Origin of the sequence: Alterileibacterium massiliense (assembly GCF_900104645.1) — a bacterium.
Taxonomy (GTDB): domain Bacteria; phylum Bacillota; class Clostridia; order Peptostreptococcales; family Anaerovoracaceae; genus Alterileibacterium; species Alterileibacterium massiliense.
In genome coordinates this window covers 777,627-797,941 of the sequence record NZ_FNWE01000002.1, presented here as the reverse complement: position 1 = coordinate 797,941, position 20,315 = coordinate 777,627, and the positions used below count along the sequence as shown (strand labels likewise).

The 20,315-nt window shown below is 30.3% G+C and carries 25 protein-coding genes and 2 pseudogenes; 3 read left to right on the top strand and 24 right to left on the bottom strand.

Going from position 1 to position 20,315, the window contains the following annotated elements:
• Positions 1-25 precede the first annotated feature (25 nt).
• Both BQ5371_RS05560 and BQ5371_RS05555 read left to right on the top strand, forming a co-directional pair.
• Positions 26-793: a formate/nitrite transporter family protein gene (locus BQ5371_RS05560; protein ID WP_071132873.1), complete on the top strand. Its 768-nt coding sequence runs from the start codon at positions 26-28 to the stop codon at positions 791-793.
• A 263-nt stretch (positions 794-1,056) separates the two neighbouring features.
• Complete coding sequence (locus tag BQ5371_RS05555) at positions 1,057-1,932, top strand: YitT family protein (RefSeq protein ID WP_071132872.1); 876 nt, start codon at positions 1,057-1,059, stop codon at positions 1,930-1,932.
• On the opposite strand, the gene BQ5371_RS05550 is transcribed toward BQ5371_RS05555, so the two are convergent.
• The 12 genes from BQ5371_RS05550 to BQ5371_RS05500 all read right to left on the bottom strand — a co-directional run bounded on the left by BQ5371_RS05550 (position 1,906) and on the right by BQ5371_RS05500 (position 8,591).
• Entirely contained in the window at positions 1,906-2,526 is a 621-nt protein-coding gene (locus tag BQ5371_RS05550) for an NUDIX hydrolase (RefSeq protein WP_083377443.1), read from the bottom strand. The two genes, BQ5371_RS05555 and BQ5371_RS05550, sit on opposite strands and share 27 nt — an antisense overlap.
• On the bottom strand, positions 2,508-2,969 hold the full coding sequence (locus tag BQ5371_RS05545) for a hypothetical protein (RefSeq protein ID WP_328586043.1): 462 nt from the start codon (positions 2,967-2,969) through the stop codon (positions 2,508-2,510). Before BQ5371_RS05545 ends, BQ5371_RS05550 begins: the two co-directional genes overlap by 19 nt.
• A 118-nt stretch (positions 2,970-3,087) precedes the next feature.
• Complete coding sequence (locus BQ5371_RS05540; protein WP_071132871.1) at positions 3,088-3,984, bottom strand: radical SAM protein; 897 nt, start codon at positions 3,982-3,984, stop codon at positions 3,088-3,090.
• 98 nt (positions 3,985-4,082) lie between these two features.
• The gene (locus BQ5371_RS05535) at positions 4,083-4,529 is read right to left on the bottom strand and encodes a DUF2871 domain-containing protein (RefSeq protein ID WP_135354795.1); all 447 of its coding nucleotides are present in this window, start codon (positions 4,527-4,529) and stop codon (positions 4,083-4,085) included.
• 255 nt (positions 4,530-4,784) lie between these two features.
• Entirely contained in the window at positions 4,785-5,072 is a 288-nt protein-coding gene (locus BQ5371_RS05530; protein ID WP_083377442.1) for a hypothetical protein, read from the bottom strand.
• A 528-nt stretch (positions 5,073-5,600) separates the two neighbouring features.
• Positions 5,601-5,882 carry a hypothetical protein gene (locus BQ5371_RS05525; RefSeq protein WP_071132870.1) on the bottom strand — a complete coding sequence of 94 codons (282 nt, stop codon included), beginning with the start codon at positions 5,880-5,882 and terminating at the stop codon, positions 5,601-5,603.
• 46 nt (positions 5,883-5,928) lie between these two features.
• Complete coding sequence (locus tag BQ5371_RS07120) at positions 5,929-6,051, bottom strand: hypothetical protein (protein WP_268873208.1); 123 nt, start codon at positions 6,049-6,051, stop codon at positions 5,929-5,931.
• Positions 6,051-6,344 carry a DUF7675 family protein gene (locus BQ5371_RS05520; RefSeq protein ID WP_071132869.1) on the bottom strand — a complete coding sequence of 98 codons (294 nt, stop codon included), beginning with the start codon at positions 6,342-6,344 and terminating at the stop codon, positions 6,051-6,053. The genes BQ5371_RS07120 and BQ5371_RS05520 overlap by 1 nt, the downstream gene beginning before the upstream one ends.
• A 32-nt stretch (positions 6,345-6,376) precedes the next feature.
• Entirely contained in the window at positions 6,377-6,751 is a 375-nt protein-coding gene (locus BQ5371_RS05515) for a hypothetical protein (protein ID WP_071132868.1), read from the bottom strand.
• Positions 6,752-7,143: 392 nt separating this feature from the next.
• Positions 7,144-7,488: a GTP pyrophosphokinase gene (locus BQ5371_RS05510; RefSeq protein ID WP_135354794.1), complete on the bottom strand. Its 345-nt coding sequence runs from the start codon at positions 7,486-7,488 to the stop codon at positions 7,144-7,146.
• Positions 7,472-7,666: a hypothetical protein gene (locus tag BQ5371_RS05505; protein ID WP_071132867.1), complete on the bottom strand. Its 195-nt coding sequence runs from the start codon at positions 7,664-7,666 to the stop codon at positions 7,472-7,474. The genes BQ5371_RS05510 and BQ5371_RS05505 overlap by 17 nt, the downstream gene beginning before the upstream one ends.
• Before the next feature lie 91 nt (positions 7,667-7,757).
• Complete coding sequence (locus BQ5371_RS05500; protein ID WP_205408033.1) at positions 7,758-8,591, bottom strand: DUF4268 domain-containing protein; 834 nt, start codon at positions 8,589-8,591, stop codon at positions 7,758-7,760.
• A 690-nt stretch (positions 8,592-9,281) separates the two neighbouring features.
• Here BQ5371_RS05500 and BQ5371_RS07015 point away from each other — a divergent pair.
• Positions 9,282-9,431 carry a hypothetical protein gene (locus BQ5371_RS07015; protein ID WP_159428261.1) on the top strand — a complete coding sequence of 50 codons (150 nt, stop codon included), beginning with the start codon at positions 9,282-9,284 and terminating at the stop codon, positions 9,429-9,431.
• Between the two features lie 774 nt (positions 9,432-10,205).
• Here the strand turns inward: BQ5371_RS07015 and BQ5371_RS05490 are convergent.
• The 12 genes and pseudogenes from BQ5371_RS05490 to BQ5371_RS05440 form a co-directional block, all read right to left on the bottom strand.
• Positions 10,206-10,907, bottom strand: a complete 702-nt coding sequence (locus BQ5371_RS05490) for a hypothetical protein (RefSeq protein ID WP_071132865.1) — start codon at positions 10,905-10,907, stop codon at positions 10,206-10,208.
• A 178-nt stretch (positions 10,908-11,085) separates the two neighbouring features.
• A pseudogene (dinD, locus tag BQ5371_RS05485) lies at positions 11,086-11,748 on the bottom strand (DNA damage-inducible protein D); the annotation flags it as partial.
• Positions 11,749-11,925: 177 nt separating this feature from the next.
• The gene (locus BQ5371_RS05480) at positions 11,926-12,603 is read right to left on the bottom strand and encodes a DUF4357 domain-containing protein (protein WP_071132864.1); all 678 of its coding nucleotides are present in this window, start codon (positions 12,601-12,603) and stop codon (positions 11,926-11,928) included.
• Between the two features lie 35 nt (positions 12,604-12,638).
• A complete protein-coding gene (locus tag BQ5371_RS05475; RefSeq protein WP_071132863.1) occupies positions 12,639-13,970 on the bottom strand; it encodes an ATP-binding protein in 1,332 nt (443 codons plus the stop codon).
• 197 nt (positions 13,971-14,167) lie between these two features.
• Positions 14,168-15,292, bottom strand: a complete 1,125-nt coding sequence (locus BQ5371_RS05470) for a GmrSD restriction endonuclease domain-containing protein (protein ID WP_071132862.1) — start codon at positions 15,290-15,292, stop codon at positions 14,168-14,170.
• Entirely contained in the window at positions 15,289-15,492 is a 204-nt protein-coding gene (locus tag BQ5371_RS05465) for an adenine-specific methyltransferase EcoRI family protein (RefSeq protein ID WP_071132861.1), read from the bottom strand. The genes BQ5371_RS05470 and BQ5371_RS05465 overlap by 4 nt, the downstream gene beginning before the upstream one ends.
• On the bottom strand, positions 15,461-16,780 hold the full coding sequence (locus BQ5371_RS05460) for an adenine-specific methyltransferase EcoRI family protein (protein ID WP_083377440.1): 1,320 nt from the start codon (positions 16,778-16,780) through the stop codon (positions 15,461-15,463). The genes BQ5371_RS05465 and BQ5371_RS05460 overlap by 32 nt, the downstream gene beginning before the upstream one ends.
• 3 nt (positions 16,781-16,783) lie before the next feature.
• Positions 16,784-16,993 (bottom strand): helix-turn-helix domain-containing protein, encoded by a 210-nt coding sequence (locus BQ5371_RS05455; RefSeq protein WP_071132860.1) that lies wholly within the window; start codon positions 16,991-16,993, stop codon positions 16,784-16,786.
• 190 nt (positions 16,994-17,183) lie between these two features.
• Positions 17,184-17,288 (bottom strand): annotated as a pseudogene (locus BQ5371_RS07115) (DNA-binding protein); the annotation flags it as partial.
• A 142-nt stretch (positions 17,289-17,430) separates the two neighbouring features.
• Entirely contained in the window at positions 17,431-19,227 is a 1,797-nt protein-coding gene (locus BQ5371_RS05445) for a recombinase family protein (protein ID WP_071132859.1), read from the bottom strand.
• Between the two features lie 64 nt (positions 19,228-19,291).
• A complete protein-coding gene (locus tag BQ5371_RS07045) occupies positions 19,292-19,438 on the bottom strand; it encodes an SHOCT domain-containing protein (RefSeq protein WP_001058405.1) in 147 nt (48 codons plus the stop codon).
• A 448-nt stretch (positions 19,439-19,886) separates the two neighbouring features.
• The gene (locus BQ5371_RS05440) at positions 19,887-20,303 is read right to left on the bottom strand and encodes a sigma factor-like helix-turn-helix DNA-binding protein (RefSeq protein ID WP_001051308.1); all 417 of its coding nucleotides are present in this window, start codon (positions 20,301-20,303) and stop codon (positions 19,887-19,889) included.
• Positions 20,304-20,315: the final 12 nt, after the last annotated feature.

The window sequence follows — 20,315 nt, the reverse complement described above, 5'->3', positions numbered from 1 at the left end:
TATCTCTTTTAAGGAGGAATTATAAATGGATAATTTTAAATCTATCTTAACGCCAAATGAAATCACAGATTTTACAAGTGACATAGGTGTCTCAAAGGCGAATTTTTCTCCTTGGAGAACAAGGCTCCTTTCAATTATGGCAGGGTTATTTATTGCAATCGGTGGAGCTACAAGCACGAAGGCCAATATAGTGCTTGCGGGCTCTAAATATGCCTCTCTAACCTCGTCAATATTATTTACAATTGGACTTATTCTCGTCCTAGTTGCAGGAGCAGAACTTTTTACAGGCAATATCCTCTTGATAGTTGCATTTTGTGATAAAAAACTTAGTGCAAAAGAGCTCATAGTAAATTGGGCAAGGGTTTATCTTTGGAATTTTATTGGTGCTTTCTTCTTTGCGATTCTCATCTTCCTTGCTTTTGGAAAAGATGACCCCGTAATTAAAGCAGCCGCCAATATGCTTGAAACAAAAACATCATATTCTTTTATTCAGTGCATTTCATTAGCCTTCCTCTGCAACCTGCTTGTCTGCCTTGCAGTATGGATGAGCTTTGGAGCAAAGCAGGTTTCGAGCAAAATCATTGCATCAGCTTTTCCAATACTCGTCTTTGTATTTATGAAATTTGAGCATATAGTTGCAAATTTTTATTATTATACTGAAGGTATTCTAGGTGGAACCAAGGCCCCTATTTCAAGCATTATCCTTAACTCTCTAATTCCTGTTACTATAGGAAATATGCTTGGAGGACTTTTCGTCGGACTTATGTATTATTTAAGTTATCACAAAAATTAAGCATTAAATAACAACACTTATAATAAATAAAAAATCGAAAAATATTAAAAATAGTATTGCGGTTTTTTCATTATTATGTATAATATTTTTGTTTTTAATAAACCTTGTAGGTTAAGTATAATAGTATGTATTAAGTATTAAGCACAAGCTTCGATCCACGATGCGAGGGAAAACCCCTTTCTTCGTGGTTTTTTTACCATAATTTAATCCTTAATTTAACCCATAATTTAATCTATATTACTTATAACGAAAGGGATTTTTAAATGTCTAGACTAATTAAAAGCAATATAAAAATACTTCTTGGTAATTTAATATATGCCCTAGGCATAGTTTTATTCATCATTCCGGGAGGACTCATAACTGGTGGAACTACAGGAATTGGCCTAGCACTCAAGAACGCTTTTGGGCTTGATGTTTCCATTGTCATAGGAATTTTTAATGTCTTGATGTTTATTCTTGGATATATATTTTTCGGGAAAAAATTTGCCCTTGGAACTACTGTGAGCACGGTATCATATCCAATCTTCTTATTTATACTTGAAAAAATTATAGGAGATTTTGAGCTAACCAATGATATTTTACTATGCACTATTTTCGGTGGGCTTCTACTTGGAATATCTATAGCATTGATTATAAGGACTGGAGGAAGCACTGGAGGAATAGACATTCCACTTCTAATACTTCAAAATAAAACCGGACTACCTCTTTCAAAAAGCCTTTATGTGGTTGATAGCATAATTCTCCTTCTCCAATCTTTCTTTACCTCAAGGATTGGCGTTCTTTATGGAATTTTGCTAGTCATCATCTATACATATACTATAGACAAATTCCTCTCATCTGGTGAGATAAGAAATGAGCTTGAGATTGTAAGCGAAAAGCACAAAGAGATTAAAGAAAAAATCATGTCTGATCTAGATAGAGGCGTAACAATCTATCATGGCGAGACAGGAAAGCTTAGTAAAAAGATTAATATTCTCATTGTCGTCGTATCACCTAGGGAAGTTTTTTTCGCAGAAAAACTCATCTTAGATATAGATCCTGAGGCTTTTATAATTAACCACAGGATAACCCATGTTCATGGTCGTGGTTTTAGCAAAGAAAAGGTTTATATTTCAGATGCTTTTGATGAAGTAATATAATAGTTTTGCAGTAAGACCCCATATGATTTCAGGCTCACTTCTATAGAAATAGAGTTTAGAATTTAGCGATTTCCAGTCATAACCCTTTCCATTAGGAATTAGTTCATATGGCAGGTCATCGCTTTCATCCCTTATTAGATGTGCATCATATACCTCAGGTTCATTTTCTATAAACCAGCTAATTGGTATTGAAAATACTGACTCAACCTCCAATTTTGAAAATGTCCAATTATAGTCTTTTATTATAACAAGATTTGAAAAAATTTGTGTTCCATACTCCGTACTCATAAGATGGAGCTTTGTTATAAAATCAATTTGTTCATCATTAATCAATAATTCTTCTTTTAACTCTCTTACTGCGGTTATGTCTGGAGTTTCGCCATCTTCAATAACCCCGCCCGGAAAGCATATTTCTCCTCCTTGAGGTATCTTACTATTTCTTTTCTCAAATAAAATCTCAATGCCGTCTTTACAGGCTATTAGCGGAATTACCACCGAGGCTTTTTTGTTAATGATTGGCTCAATGCTTTTATATTCTTCATTAACATTTTTTAATTTTTCAATCTTATCTATCATTACTGGTATTTCTGACATATTTCTTCATCTCTTACTGTATTATTGCTTAGTCTGATTAAAAAAGATATTCCAGCAAGGGCTAAGGCAGAGCCAAGGCCTGTATAAAAATAGGCGATAAATTTCTCAGGCAAAACATGGGCTGCTCTAAGCCCTATTCCCCCAGACATCATGAAAATCATTATCATATAAGCCTTTAAATCAAAAAAAGTCCAAAAAGGTTTATACTCATTTTTATCATTCCTAATTCTTTTTACATGCTTGCTACTCATTTTTAAAAACATCGTTCCAAATGCTAAAAATATGATAATTGAAGATATGATGTGTATAATTGTAAAAGTCTCTAAATTCTTATATGAAATTATTCCAAGCCTTGCAACATTAAAGCCCGCAATACACCAAACTATCCCCGCTATTAATATCAATGAATTTTTACTTACCATCCAAAATTTTTTATTATCCAATTTCCCCTCGCATAAATTAAATCTAACTCGATATAAATTAATATATAATAAAATATAAAAATAAATTAATTTAATCTGTATTAGTCTATTTTTATATGTTATAAGCTGTTTTAAAAATTTAGTCTATTTTAAAAATCGATCCCTCGCTTCTCCTAATCGGCCTACTGTCAAGCTTATCCTCAAGCCTTATTTTTTGAGCTTTAATTTCTCTTAGAAGTGCATTTTTATCATCAGGAAGCCTGCCATATAAACGAAGAATATTTGACGGATGCAAGCCGAAAAAGAGTGTATCACTTAGGTCTAAATTTTTCAATAAAATTTCCTCTTCTTCAATATATTCGCCTATTGTACTTTCTATGAATTTCCCGCTTTTCATATCCTCATAAATCGGAGATACCGGCTCAGCGTGAAGCGTGGTCGTAAAAACAAGGTATGGTGTCGTTTCATTTATAAGCCTGGCGGTAGCGATTGCATTTTCTCTTAAAAGCTTAGGGCCTGCACTTCCAAGAATTACATTTGCTGCATAATCAATTCCAGCATTTCTAAGTCTGCTCAATTCGTAAAACGCTTCTTTCGCATTATACCCCTTATTCATCAATTTAAGAGCTTCATCCAGTCCGCTCTCAACTCCAATATTAAACTGGTTAAATCCAAGTTCTCTTAGCTGGGCAAGTTCTTCATCAGATTTACCCTTTATATTTCTTATCGATGCGTACATAGAAATATTTTCTACCTTTGGAAGATATTCATGAATAGCCTGACCTATTTCGATAAGTCTTCTCGCACTCAAAGAGAATGGATCCCCATTTTCAAGAAAAACACGCCTTGTATCAGGATAGTATTCTCTCGCTTCAGCAAGATCTTTTTTTACCTGCTCAATCGGTTCAACCGAAAAAGGCACATCTTTATACATATAACAAAATGAACACTTATTATGCGAGCAACCACTCGTGACTTGAAGAAGTAGTGAGCCAGCTTCAAATGGAGGTCTATATGTGATTCCTGTATATTTCATCTTATTATCCTTTTATCCTTTTTTCTTTGTTTTCTTTGTTTTTTCTTTATTTTTTTATTTCTACTTTATTTTTTTATTTTTCTTTTTTTAGAACATTATTAACTTTCTTTTATTAAATCGTCTGAGGCAATAATCTTTTTTCTTATGTCAATTAGAATTAAAAATAGGCTCACACCGATTAAAATATGTCCAATACCTGCAACTGCGGAAATACCCGCATCAAAACCCTTAGGAATATTCATCTCTAAAGTCTGACATATGCCCCTCATCAAAAATGCCAAAACTGTGATATTTAAGCCAATTTGGTAAAATACAGTTTTCTTGATTAGTTTGTCGTCTGAAATATGGAAGTTCTTTTCAAACAAAAGAAGAATTAAGAACATAAACATACCCAAGATAAAATAATGTGTATGTACAATAGATAGGGTCGTTTTTCCATTAAATCCGTTAAACTTCGTAAATTCACGATAAAATACCCCACCTACCATAGCAAGAATTGCATATAGAAATGATACTTTTAAATATTTTTCAATATAATTTTTCATTGCCATAACCTCCGTTATTAAAAGCTTATTATTGTGTGATTATATAGCAAATAGGTAAAATTATGTGAAGAATCAATATGTTTAATATAACATATTTAAAATTTTCGCGATAATATTTAATGATTTTTTCAAAACTATTTAAAGAAAAATATTTATATAATTTTATGGAAATTGATAAAAAAATGCTTAATTATTAGTAAGAAATAATTAGCATTTATAGATAAGAATTTATGAAAAATAATTTAGTTTTCTCTTTTATGCATTACCTAATAAAGTATATACAACAAACATAGTAATTGGAAAAGAAAATACTAGTATTAAATTTAATATTGAAAATAATATAGATTTACTTTTTATCGAAAAAATCAAGCCAATAATTCCAAGTATAGGACATATAAAAATTGTGCTCATTCCTATTGGTTTAATTTGAGTAAAATCATTAAATATATTTGTTGGCACTAAATATGAAATTATATAAATAATTAGTCCTATAGCAAATGTGTAAATACCTATATTACTTTTTTTATTCGCTCTATTATTCAATATAGTTCACCTCCCAATTATAAATTTTAATTTATTATGCAATGTAAATGATAGATTGGATTTTTAAGATTTTGAAATTTCTAATTTTTGATTTTGTTTTGATGTATCATATTAAAGTGATAATTTGCTGATTTGATAGTTTGATAAAATGTTAGCCTGTTGTTTCGTTTCCTCATTACAATATTAATCCTTTAATGTGATAGTATGACAATTTGATATATTTAATATATTGCTAAATTTATACCAGTTTAGCTCTTTAATTCATTAACTTACAAATATACTATCCCTTTATTTTCTAATCCATAATCAGCGTATTAGAGATTTTATAATCTTATAAATAATTTATCTTCTAAATTTATTAACTACTCAAAAGAGAAGCTCTCTTACTTTTTATTATATAGATTATAATATTAGAATTTAGATTTGGCAAACAAAAATTCTTTGTACAAAATGCTGATTTATTGATGGTGACCAGTTGCTATATCCTTTATTGTTTTTAAGTTATTAGACACCTTTCTTTATATACTATCATGGGAGTCTACTATTTTTATAATCTCTAATAACTTCCCCTGTTAAAGTATTGATATTAACTAGTGCAATAAAATCTAAAGGAGTTTCATCACCTATATTAAACTTTGAGTTTGGATTAAGTGCTACACCACCACCAACGCTAAATAATTCTTCGCTTGTATCTATAGAGTGCCACCACCCTACTAATACTGATGGATTTGAAATTAAATCCTGTCCTAACATATCTATTATATGTTCTTTGCCTATATTAATTAATCTTTTTTTATCTAATTTTTTCATCATTTAACTGTTATTATGTTCATCATGATATATCAATTGCATAGCCTTAGTTTTTACATATTCTTTCAGGGCTAATGGCTTGAATATCGACTTTTTCTCCTTGCTTTAGGCTTTCGTATAGCTCGGATAATATGATATAAACTATTTTAAAATAATCATCTTTTGACATTATTCTTCCTCGTCATATTTCTCGCTCATTTCTTCAATTCGCTTTTTCAATATCAAATATTCTTCTTCTGTTTCGCATTTAAGTGCTGCCCAGTGAGGATTTTCTTTATCAAATATCTCTTTTTCTTCTTTAGTCAAATTCTGAGGATAGTCTTCCCAAAAATTATATATCTTCTTTTTGTCAAATGTGAATTTAAGTATGCCTCTATATGGACTCCCATCATAAGCATCCCACATTTTATCGCCATCATTTCTGTAAAATTCGTATTCATCATCATACTTAACATACTTCATAATAAACTCCTTAATTAGCAGTATTGATATATCTATAATTTCATACTTGCTCCGCCCCTATAATCTTTTACATCATAGCCGGCTATATTTCCTATATATGCTAATGCTTGTGATGTGCAAGAACCACCTGTCTTGTCCTCGCCCGCGATATATCTAATGATTTCTTGGTGCTCTCTTGGTGTATCAAGTTTGTTTACTGGCTTACGCTCTATATCTTTACTTGATAACCATTGCAGATACTCGCTTTCTTTTACTATTATATCATTTTCATCACTATTATTCAAATTCTTATAGTGCTTAACGCTTGTATTTGCAAGGCTTTCATCGCTTTTATTATCTGCATTTCTTCTTGTTATGTTATCTTCATCTATTACAATCGTATAAATGCTTCTACATTTAGGGGGCATTGCATATTTAATATTTTCAATCTAGTCTTTAATATTCATTAATACTCAAAAACAAAAACAGCCACACGGCTGTTTTAAATTAATTATATTATTATTATTTCATATCCTTAATTACATAATCAAAATGTATACCTTGAATGATTAAATTTACTTATTCATTTTTACAAGTTCTACAAGCAATACTATAGGAAATGCTAATATACAAGCAAGTATAAACATATTATTTCTCCTTTATTTTCAATTATTGTTCTTCAATAATATATGAAATATCTTTATAGAAATTAGCATTTTTACTTAATTTTTTACTTTTTCATTAGACATTCATGATAAAAGAATATTTCTTGCCATTTTATATTTTGCTAATCTTTTTTCATCATTATTTGATATTTTCTTTAACTTTTTAAGTTCATATTGTCTTTTAAATCCATTAGCTTTACTTCTCGTGAAATCTTATTTTGCTTAATTCTTTTTATATATTCAAAATATTCATAGCTATCATTATGCGTAAGAAGTAATAACGCTTCCTCTTGTTCTTCGTCTAAGAAATTAAAATCATTAATTTCATGCTTATTACTATCTTCTAAAACATCATGAAGGAGTGCAACAACCTTAGTTCTTTTGCTTTTTGTTGCCATTGACACCCTTAATGGATGAAGAAAATATGGATGTCCACCCTTATCCTTTTGCCCCTTATGTGCATTTAACATTATAAATAAAGCTTTAATATAATTGCTCATTATATTGTTCCTCAGTTATATCTTCAGTGTAAATATCACCAATATCAATCTTTGAATAAAAATCATTAAATACTTCTTTACCATTATTTATGCAGTAATACATTCCGCCCTCTCGCTTTACATATTTATTATAATCTGGGCAGAAATAGTAAATGGTTGGTGTTAAATGTTCTTTCATAATATCCTCTCAACATTAATTGGATTGTTTATTTTGCTTCTTATAACCTTAGTTGATAATTTGAAATTTCTTTATTTTTTATTTTCTACATTTAAATCGGAAGTATGTGATCTCTAAAGGTTTCTTTAACAGTAATAACCCTATTAATAACTTCATTTATTAATTTATCATAGTTATCATGATTATCAAAATCTAATCCTTCAATATAATAAATAATTCTGGAAGCTTTTTTATTATCTAACCTTTGCCAATCCATACTAAATCCTAATTTGCTCTCTATTTCCTCAGATTCTAAAAACAGCTTGTCAAAGAGTTTTTTATTATCATTAATATAAACTTCAATTCCTATGCTATTAGTTTTATTTACCAATGTAATGCTTATATGTGCTTCACTTGTGCCAAGTGCCACATCATACCAGTGGTCTGTTGTAGCTTTTCTTACATTGAACGGTTTATTCCTTGAAATTAGAGTTTCATTAAAAATATTCCAAAAATTCAACCTTTCAGATTGAGCTTTGCTTAATTCTCCGCTATCAGTGCTAAGATTTGCAGTTTTTACAAAATCATTAGGTTTTTCAATAATTACGAATTTAGGTGCAGGCAAAGAATCTCCTATCTTATATGCACGAATTTCAACTAAAAAAAATGAAATATCCTTAATTGTCTTATTATTCAACCACTCTATCGCACTTTTATGTTCCTCTCTCGCTTCTTTAACTATCCAAATTACAATATTCGCATCCAATCCTGATGCGTATGTTATTATTTTGCCTAAATGATCATGATTGGTAACTTCCATTTGATTTTCAATAATTGCTTTAATTCCTGTGGTTTCATCTTTTGCTACTAAATCACAATGATAAGAACCAACAAAGACTTCATTACTTATATCCGTCAATGTTAATCCAATTTCATCGCTTAACATTTCAATATTTTTTCTTTTGATAACCATTCTGAAAAATCATATTGTTCATGTTTCCATAGTTCTCTAATGTCAACTTCTTCTAATTTACCTAATTTCAATTTGTATCACCACCATTTCTTTTTATATATAAATTTTTTTCTTATAAAGCATTATATGATTCGTGAATCTGCTGAATAAATTATGTGACAAGTTAAAAATGCAAAAATTGTTTTTTTATTATATTATATCAAAATAAAACTAATTCATGACATTTTTATTATACTATCTTTTCTAACATTTAAGTCTATGTTCATCATGCACATATATTAATGAAATTTTGCTATAGCAGCTAAACTTTTCATCTTATTATGGTTATTTACTAATTTTTTACCATTTTTAAATAAGTGCATATTTATATATTTGTTAAAAATATTTTTTCTCCAAAAATTTTGAATTAATTCCCTATAATTAATTTAGTAAAAAAATCCTTATTCATATAGTTAAATAAAAAATGTCTATATAATAATTATGATGTTTTGATATAATTTTAGTAAGCTCAAAATTATAGTTTTAGATTAATAAATAAAATGCTTCATGATAACAATGAGGCAAATTCGCCTATATTAAATTAAAAGATATACATATAAATGGATTTATATTGGCTCTGAATAAATGGGTAAATTTTTTTATATTACGAGGAGATTATGCTAAATGATAGAGATACAAGAAAAGTTAGTAAATGAGAATAGAAATAATTACTCTAAATTATTTCAAGATTATAAGAAAATAGATAGTTATAATAATATAAAAGAAAGAATTAAAAAGAATAGATATAAAAAATATAGGACTACTATTTATTGATTTTACAATTTATATAATTAGTTATATGTGTTTTTTTAATGCTTTTAGTAAAGGTGTTACTATCTGCTGGATTATATTAATTGCTATTACTATATTTATTATATGGAGTAACAAAGACAAATTGGAAAAATACAATGATGAAATGAATCAAATTAGGTGTGATGAATTATGCGAACTCCTTGATAAATATAATATAAACTTACAAAATATTAATAATGTTATTGAATATTTCACATTAAAATTAGAAGCTTTAAATGAGGTGTATAAAGAATATCCAATATTAAAGTCACTATCATCCTTTGGCTCAAATTTATTTTTTTTTAGTATTTGGAATTATTGCTCGTAGTATAATAGACAAAATTAATAGTTATAATAAATTACTATTATATATAGTAGAAATTGCAATATTTATTTTAATTATAGTTTTAATAATAAATTTATATATTTACATTAATAGAAAAGATAAATATGCATATAAAATCAGAAACTTTATTATAGATTTAAAACAAATAGAGCTGTTAAATAGAAATATATAAAGACAATAACCTAATAAGAGCATTAAAGCAAGGTTGGATGGTTGGCTAATTTCAACAAAATTTGAAAAGAGATTATGTTGCTTTTAAAAAAGCTGTGTAAAGTTGTTTAAATGTGACATATGAGCAAAAATTTCAATGGATATAAAATAAGCACAGAAAAGCACATAGCAGAAAGATTAATAATCCTAAAGATATGTACTTTGTTTTTGTACTATTCAATAATTTTATAAAAATCAAGTTAATTGCTTTTGAGATAGTTGTCAATACTGTTCTTTCTTAAATTCCAAAATTTAATTGCTAAATTCATATATTGAATTGCAGAATCTTCATTTTCTATTTTTTTGTTTGCAAATGGCAAAAATTCTTTATCTATAAAATTTCTATTTTCAATCAAATAAATCCAGCTACAATATTTATAAATGTTTTTTTCAAAAATAGACAAGTACCATTCAAGAGCTTCTTTATTATTTCTAGCACTACTTAATATTATATTTTCTTCAGAATTAAAAAATTTTTTAAGCTCAAAAATATGAATATCTGGTCTATCAAATGCTTGTCTTCCTTTTTGATTATTCATTCCACCAGTAATCGGCATAAATGCAAAGTTTTCGAAGCTATGATGTTTTTCTGCACATTTTTTTAACAATATTTTTCCTTTTACTGATTTATTAATCCATTTATTAAACCTTTCTACTTTTTTGTCATTAAAATTAAAAATGCAATCTCCTGCCATTTTAAATTTTGGAAACTTATTGCTAATGTCTATATCTCTCCTCAACTTAATATACCATCGTTTACATTTCGAATTTGTCTCCACATCTTTAATAATGGAAAAATCAAAATATGTATCAAAAAATTGTGGATATATCTTCTTGTATAATCCTTCCCAAACATCCATACAAGAATCTATATCATGTTTTATATCCTTAAAATATTCCATTAGTCATACCATTCTGTAATTAAATTTATTTATCTTCTATTTTATCTTTTAATGTATTTATATTAATAACTTTCTCCCTAAATTTCTTTGATTTCAATCATTAAATTCTTCTGTTATTCATCCAACATCAGCTTTCCTTTTTTAGCTTTATCCTTTAAACGCTTCATCTGTTCTTTTTCTATCTCTGAATGCTTTTCTCCGGAACAGGCAAATCTTCCGGCATAGTGCCACCAATTTTTTCAATAGCACTTCTAACTTCTTTTCCTACTGAGTAGTGAACTTTTGTTGCTGCTTCTGCACCTTCAACTCTGTCTTTTCTTAGCTTTTCTTCTGTCTGTGAGATTCTAAATAAATTAGCAATCAGTTTAGTGCTTCCCATATAATCCAAAATCTTTTGTCTTGCGGTTAAGCCTTTTCTATCATGTATATCTTCTACATCTAGCCCACCATACAATCCCATATACCCTGCATTCTGGAATATGGCAAATTCTTCCTTTGTGATAACTCCGGCATCATGTGCTGTTTCTACCAGAAGTTGATTCCATTGTTTAATGTCACCACGAACGACAAGTCTTCTTTTATCTTCATCAAGCTGATTAAAATGATCTGCTATTTCTTGACGATAAGTTTGTATAGCAAAATAGGTTTGTCCAAGTGCAATAACCTCTTTCCTCGGATCTCCGTTTTGCACAATCAAATAGCAAGCATATCTTGTAAGCTCATAATCTTTTATAGACTTGCTTGTAGCACCTGCTTCCACGATTTTGCTGACCTCAGCAAAATCGTAGGCTACTTCATGTCCGCTATTTTCACAAGCAATCATCGATCTATCAATTACCTTTTGAAAATTTCTTCATTGAGAATAATCAAGTACATCAGCAAGCTCTCTTGCACTCCAATATTTGCTTCCATCTTCTCTAACATACTTGATATCTTCAAATTTTTTATATTCTTTTGCTTTTAAATTTGGCATAAACTTCCCTTTCGTTATATTTTATAATAGTTAACTTTTCTATAACTACTCTTCGTTATCTCTATATTTTTCAATAGAATTCCCATTTGAGTCTTTCCATTCTCTCCATCCATTATTAGATTTACCAATAACTATCCATCCGGCACTTGATGGATTCATGCAAACAATATTTTCTTGTAATATATTATCTTCTATCTTTGCATTTTTTCTAATAGATGGAATATATCCTTTACCGGTATTACCACAAACACTTCCTCTCAATACTGTGAATACTCTATCTTTAGCTATAGCTTTCCCATTTACTTTTCCGAAACCTTTTATGTTGCGATTTAATACATACTCTCCATCCGGAACAAATCCACCCTCAGTTTTAAGCTTTATCTCTTCTGTAGATTCTTTGAATACTTCTTTTTTACTTTTATCTTTAGGATAAATTTGTTTACCATCTAAAGAAGATAATAATGATTTTGCCACCTCTATATCTAACGCAAATAGTTCAGTGCCTACAATTCTACTTTTACTAAAAATATCATGAATAAGTTTTTCTTTTTCATCATATCCATCTACTTCTATAGCAAACTCCCTTTTTAAACCTGTGATATTCGCATATCCATTGCTTTCTAAAAATCTCATTCTTTTTTCAAATTGCTCATTTCCTGTCTTGCCAATCTTGATAAGACCAGAAACTACTGTAGTCATTACATATATTATACCTTTTGCCATAACTGACTCCTATTACTTAAATTATATCTTAGTAACTATTTACTAAAAAACAGCACTTCATCTAATCTACAAATAGCTTTTCTAAAGCAAGAAGCTACATTTCCACGCTTATTTTTTAAAAGCTTTTCATATAACTCCAATAATATAGATTTATAGTATGCTTCGTTTTCAATTATTTTCATATCATCTAAATACATAAAAGACTGTAGCAACCATATTTGATGTTTTTCTTCTAATAATTCACTCAAATCATTTTTTAGTTTTTTATCTTTAAAGTAATTAAAATATCTCCTTTTAAAATAATTAGCTTCAGACTCGTTTAATTTTAATTCTTGTTTTTTCTCTAATCTTCCATTTAATCTACTAATCAATAGTTTTATAGTTTGGGTATCTTTACCACTATCATTAATAAAATTTTTTATCCAGTCTATATCTCGTCCACTTTGCTTTATATAATAATAAATTGGTTGAAATCCACTACTACAATTCATAATAACCTTTATAAATTCAATAGGTGAATCTACGACTGAACTTCTTAAAAATTCGATGATTATATCTGAAGGCTCTATTGCCTTTAACTTTGGAGTTGTTACTACAATACCTTCAAAAGTCCGAATATCTTTTATACAACCCATTAACTTCAAAGCTGGAGTTCCACCGTTTTCAACAAAGCTACCTTCTTTTAAAAAATTTATACTATCAACTAGTGCCTTATCCATAACAATTGTAGAATTATCCAATTGAAATTCTCCATTACTTAGATTTAACAAGGAGGCATTAGATATACCTATTTTAGCTGTATTTTCTATCAACTTAATCCATTTTTTTGCTTCTTTTTCTTTATTTTCATCAAAAATCGTTTGTAATTCTGCATATTTGATTTTTTGACTTCTTCCCCTATATCTATAGTATATATCACCTTCTTCTAAGCTATATTTTTTCCCTCTATCATCATACATTTTCGAACATATGCAAGGTTTATTATCCAAAGGATAGGTATATATTATTCCATAGGTTTTATCTCTATATTCAAAAATCACATTAGCCCATTTTATACTTGGTTGAAAATACTCATTTAAGTTGTTTGTAAATTCTTCAATTTTGATATTTTCAAACTGAAATTTACCTTTATCTGATAACCCTTTGAATGTCCTCGGACTGTCAGTTATCCCAAAAATAATATAACCGCCATCTGTGTTGGCAAAAGCCGCCATAGTTTTAAAGTACTGAGCCATTGAACCATGATTATATGATTCTTTATATTCGATGGTCGTACTTTCCCTTGCTTTTATGTAGTTCACATTATTTTTACTTGGAGTAAATAGTTTTGTAATTTTAAATTCAGATAAAGGGTTCTCTACTTCCATAATCAATTTCCTCAATATATTTCTTTAAATTTTCTTCCTGTACCTTTTGCTTTATTGAAATATCATTATTTAATTAATATTGATATTTCTTTACAACAAATGATATATAGTTTTTCAAATTCACAAACACAAATTTATCCCAAAGAATAATATCGTACTCAATATGAATAGACGATTTCTAAGTTAATATTTAATACCTAATACTTATCCATTTTCTTTCCATTGCAATCTCTACACAGCATTTGACAGTTATCTGGAGTTGTATGACCACCTTTGCTCCAAGGCTTAATATGATCACCCTCCATTTCTTCAAACTCAAAATGTTGCTTGCAAATAGGGCAAATGCCATCTTGTTTGCTATAAGCAGCCATTTTATCTCTCTTGTCAAATGCTCGTAAATTAAGCAATCTTCCGGCAAAAGGGTCTTTGTCTTTGCACAAAAGATATTCATAAATCCCTTTTGGTTTTTGAATATCTTCATCTTCGTGAAGCCTTTTAATTTCAGCATTCATCGTTGATGAGTTGTAGGAGTTTGAATGGTATTCATTGTAAAAATGACACCAATCCAATCCTTTCATATCTGAATAGTATTTAGGAAATATCTTTTGCACCCAACTGATGACATCTTGAAAATATTGCCATAATTCATCTGCATCATTATCCGATTTATGTGCAGCCATATATTCCGTGATATCTCTTATTCCTTGAAATTCGCTGATGCCTTTCAAAGCCTTTTCAAGAAGCTCCTGTCTGTTTGGATCTCCTGTAAAATATTTATCTGACAAGCCTTTAGCTGCACAATTTCGCTTGGAGAAATACTTCTTTGCATCGGATAGCCATTCACCTGTATAAACAGAATTTCGTAGTTCTTGTTCTGTTAACTTTTCACCGGCGATATTTACAACCTTGAACCAATCTAATTTTTCCGACTCGTTGCCCTCGCAAATATAAATCATAAACTCATAATTCATAATCGAATTGTATTTATCATCCGGCAATGCATCCCAGTAATACTTTTTGCCGTCAATTGTAATCGGAAATTGATGTTTAAGATATTGCATTACAGAAATCGTCCTTTGTTGACCGTCCAATACTTCATATTTTTCATTTCCAATCTTTACCCAGTACATAACATTTAGCGGAAAGCCTTTTAATATTGTATGCATAACCGCTTCAGCTTGTTCTGTGCTATAAACAAACTCTCGCTGATATTCTGGTCTTATCGCTAATTTACCACCATAAGCAAAAACCCCGTCATCTCCGTTATCCGAATAGCTTTCGAATATATCTCTAACTTTTATTGATTTAGGCTCTATTTTCATTGCCGTTTTCTCCTTCTAATTAAAATTCTATTATAAATTTTCTTACCATCAATTATTGTATAACATGGATAATTACCTAAATATCTTGCACTATTTGCTAACCCAAGTATTTCAAATTGTTCCGGATTATATTTATCAAGAAAGGTAATGGGTACGCCCATAACTCCACTACACTTTTCTCTTGATAAGTATTCTTGCATAGGTTTCTCGTCCACCAACCTTGAATCTGTGTCCATACTTCGGATTATCTGGGACATATCTGTCAAGCCCAACGATGATGAATTGGTCTGGGTTGTACTTATCAAGGAATGTGATTGGCACTCCCATAACTCCGTTACATCTTGCGTCTGATGACAATTCTCGCATAGGTAATGCGTCTGTCTGTCTGTCTGTCTGTCTGTCTGTCTGTCTGTCTGTCTGTCTGTCTGTTAGAGCGTAATTTTCTTCATCTTTTGTTGTCAAGGCTTTTTTTGTGGTAATTACCGCATCTTTATCCTTTATCAAACCATGCCCCTTTTGCGGAGTATCAGGATTAGTTCTAATATCATTAGCATTAACTATTTCAAACTGATCCGGATTATGTTTATCAACATATGTGATAGGGACTGCCATACTCTTAAAATAATCTTTCGGAATGTCTGCAACTTTATTTACATTGATTGCATCATAATTATCATATTTAGGATAGTCCTCTTCATTCCCATAATAATTCTTATACAATATCAATTCTTCGTGTCTCTTTTCATGGTCTAAGTTTGTATACCAACAAATAGTTCCAAAACTACGCCATTTCTGTCCAGATTCGTCTATCCAAAATCTTGTAGCTCGCGGTTCATAATGGTCTGGAACTCTAAAAGCCATATCTCCATACTTGCAACCCAACCATATTTTATTTTCCTGTATCAATGGAAATATTTCTTTATATGTTATATTGTTTTGATTTCCTATAATCAGAAATTTCTTGTCATATTCCATCAGCAGTGCTACATATTCTCTAAAAAGACTAAAAGGCGGATTTGTTACAACAATATCTGCTTGTTTCATATATTCAATACATTCATCTGAACGAAAATCACCATCTCCTTTTAGCTTTTTTACTCCACGCTTTTTTGATTTTAGTAAATTATCAATATCTTCATCGGAAACACCTCTACCGTTTGCCATTGGAACTTCCGTTATGTCCATGACATAACCATTTCCAGTAACAACCGGCTCATTCATATAATCAAATAATGTCATTTGTTGCCCTACAACAGTTGAAGTGCTATAAGAAGTACATATCAATCTTTTCAAACCAAGATAGTTAAAATTACGCAAGAAAAACTTGCAAAAATTACTTTCAAACGGATCATCACAATTACATAAAACCGTTTTTCCTTTGAAGTGTTTTTCATAGTGATTTAATTCATTCTGTATATCTTTATACTGAGTATAAAACTCATCCTGCTTTGCTATACTCGCAGCATTAAGACTCGAATTTTTTGCCATTCTTTATTCACCATCCTCTTCAAATTCCATAATATCGTCTAATGTACAATTCAAAGCTTTGCAAATTTTACCTAAAACTTCCACCGTTACATTATCGTTCTTGTTAAGTTTATTTATAGTATATGTGCTGACTCCAGCTATTTGAGCTAACTCTTTCTTTTTCATGTCCCTATCCAATAAAATATGCCATAGCTTTTTATAATTAGCTTTCATTAAATTTCCTCACTTTCTATGAGTCTCTAAATCTAACTTAAAATATTATATCATATTCCAAGACAAAAATATAGCGTTCTCTCTATTTTTATTTTATATTTTACAAATTTCTATATTTTCTCAATATAAATATGTGAAGTCATAAAATATAAGAAGTCGTCGTCGTCATAAGACCACACCGACCATAAATTTATCTCTCAGCTTCTTTGCTTGCTTCTTTCTTTTCTTTTAGTTTTTCCTTATCTTCAGCTTGATGCTTCTTAATTTCTCCAACAATGGATTTCTTTTTCTCCTCCGTTATATCCCTTACAAGATATTCATTCATATTAAATTTTAGATATTTTAATTCTGCTGTTAACGAATTATATTTCTTAGCAATCTCCTCTTGTTTAACCTGTAATTCTTTAGAATGCTCATTTAATTTCCTGAAAAGATTTTTACTTAATTTTGTCTTTAACTCTCCTACTACAATATGTGTTGTCTGTTGAATAGGAACACAATTTATTAACCTCGTTGCTTGACTGAGAATACAATTTATCGCCATCATTTTCCTCAACAACCTTTGCATTTTTTCTTCTGCTCTTGAATAATCGTCCGTTTTGAGAATCCTTTTTCCCTGTCTTATATATGATAGTAATCATTGCAGGATCAATATCACCATCATCATTTGTCCCACCGATTACGATTTTGTCTACTATACTTTCAAATACTGTCCTATCAAACTCTTCAAGATATTTATTAGACTCCAGTAACTTCTTAAACCCCTCAAGCCTTTTCTTCAATGCTTTTTCATCAGTCAGTGTTACCTCTAAAGTCCTCTTTTCTTCGAGCAATTTTTCCTTGCTTATGGCTATTTCATTATATTTCTCTTGATATATCTCCATACTGATTGCTTCATTAAGTCTTAATTCTACAAGGTCTTTTTCTTTCTTCAGTATTTTATCAAGTTGATTGCTTATTTTCTTCAAGTCCTTTGCTAAGCTATTATCTTTTAGCTCTTCTTCCACAGTTTTCAAGAACTCATTTGTAATTTCTACATTATTGTGGCATACCTGACGATAGCTTTCCATAAATGCTTTTTCTATGGCTTCTTCCTCAATGCCTTTGCTATGTGGACAATATTTCTTTCCGTTTTTTGTTGCATTAACACATTGCCAAATTACCTTTGTATATTCAGAGCTTGAATGCCAATTTCTTCTTGAAAGCATGTGTCCACAAAAACCACATTCAAGCATACTGCTAAAGGCGTATTTTCTTGAATACTTTTCTCTTTTGCCACCATTGTTAGCAACAGTATTTCTATTTTTTGCTCTTCTTAATCTAATCCCCTGCGCCTTTTCAAAATCTTCTTCAGAAATAATAGGTTCGTGATGATTCTCAATATAGAATTTATCTTGTTCTCCGAAGTTATCCAATCTTCTTTTTGAAATAGGATCAACAGTAAATGTTTTGCCCATAAGAAGATCGCCCTTGTATTTTTCATTCTTAATGATTCCTAAAACAGTGGTTTCAGTCCACCTCTTATGCCCTCTTGGTGATAAATAACCTTGTTCTTCAAGCTCTCTGGAAATAACCATCCCACCAACACCTTCAAGGTATCTCCTGAAAATATATCGTACAATCTCAGCTTCTTTTTCATTGACGGAAATACTCTTGGTCTCCGGATCATAGTCATAACCTAAGCAGCCTTGAAACCCGACCATTTCTCCTCTTTCCATCTTCATTCTCAAGCCTTTTTTAACATTGGCTGAAATATTTTCCACTTCCTGTTGAGCGACTGAACTTAAAATAGTCAAAAGCAATTCGCCATCCATCGTTAATGTATTGATATTTTCTTCTTCAAAAAATACTGCAACATTGTATTCCTTCAGCTTTCTAACATATTTCAAGGTGTCTAAAGTATTTCTTGCAAATCTTGATATAGATTTTGTAATTACCATATCTATATCTCCGTTCATACAATCATTGATTAATCTTTGAAAATCAATTCTTCTGTCAACCTGTGTGCCGGTTATCGCTTCATCAGCATATATCCCCGCAAGTGTCCACTCATTATTTTGCTTTATAAAATCTGTGTAGTGTTCTACTTGAGAATTATAGCTGTTAATTTGATCTTCGGTATCCGTGCTGACTCTGCAATAAGCTGCTACCCTCTTTATTGAGCGCTCTACACAGCCTGATGCAGTTCTTTTCAGTGTGGTATCACCTTTAATAACTTTTACATCTCTTTTCACTGCACCCGCCTCCTTTTTTTTTGTATCTTTCTATGCAGTTTTATTATACCACACTTCCAAGACATTATAAATATAATTCTGTGGGAATGTTATACTTTTTCATCAATTTAATTTTTATCTTTTTATATTCAATATCGCTGAGTAAGTGCTTAGAAAGTAACATAGACAGCATAGATAATTGGAGGCTGTATTTTAATAATTCATTATTCATTTCAACTCCTCCTCATTCAAATTTATTTTTAAGTTTAATGACATTGGTAGGTGCTTGGCAGCAACATAGGAATCTCACCTCCGCCTCTTATTCCAGACGAGCCGGCTTAAACTATTGAAGTATCATTATCACTACTTGTTTCAACGAACAGATTGCCACATCTGTTTTTATGTATTCTTATTTATCGCTCGCTTTCTTGTTTCCTTGATTTATCAGTATTCATAAAACCAAAATTTCTTTCAGCAGAAAGGTCATGGCGTAAGTCATAATTCTCCACAAGTAGATAAAGTCCTACCTTGGTCTATTCAGTTGTCAAGGAACAAGTGCCTATTGGCTTTTAGAGAGATTTTCTTTTAAGCAATTCTTGAAAATAATTCTTCAATTAGATTAAGAGGACAGATCTCCCTTCACTTTATACAAGGAAAATCTGCCCTCATGCACAAGGCGATTACTTCATAAATTCTTCCAATAGCACACTTAGTTTTTTAAGAATGCTATTTTTTCGCCATTGTATAGCTTGATAGCTCACTTTCTTACCTCTCGCTATGCTTGATAGCGTTTCATCATTGAAATACAAACGCTCTATGATGTCCCTTTCCTCATCGTTTAGTTTTGATATAGCATTTCTGACTGCCTCAATCATCATCTGTGTTTCAACAATCTTTGCTACATCAACGCTTTCATCAGCGATGTTATCTACAAAATTCCCATCATGATCCAAAGAGGAAAAGAAAAGCAGGTGGTTTTTTCTGTCCACCTGCTCTAAATACTTCTCGTGTTCTTTTTCTCGCCAGTAGACTTTATAAATATCTTCACTGACTTTTACCTTTTGCCCTCTGACATAAAGGTAATACTCTTTTGCCATAAAGTTTCCTCC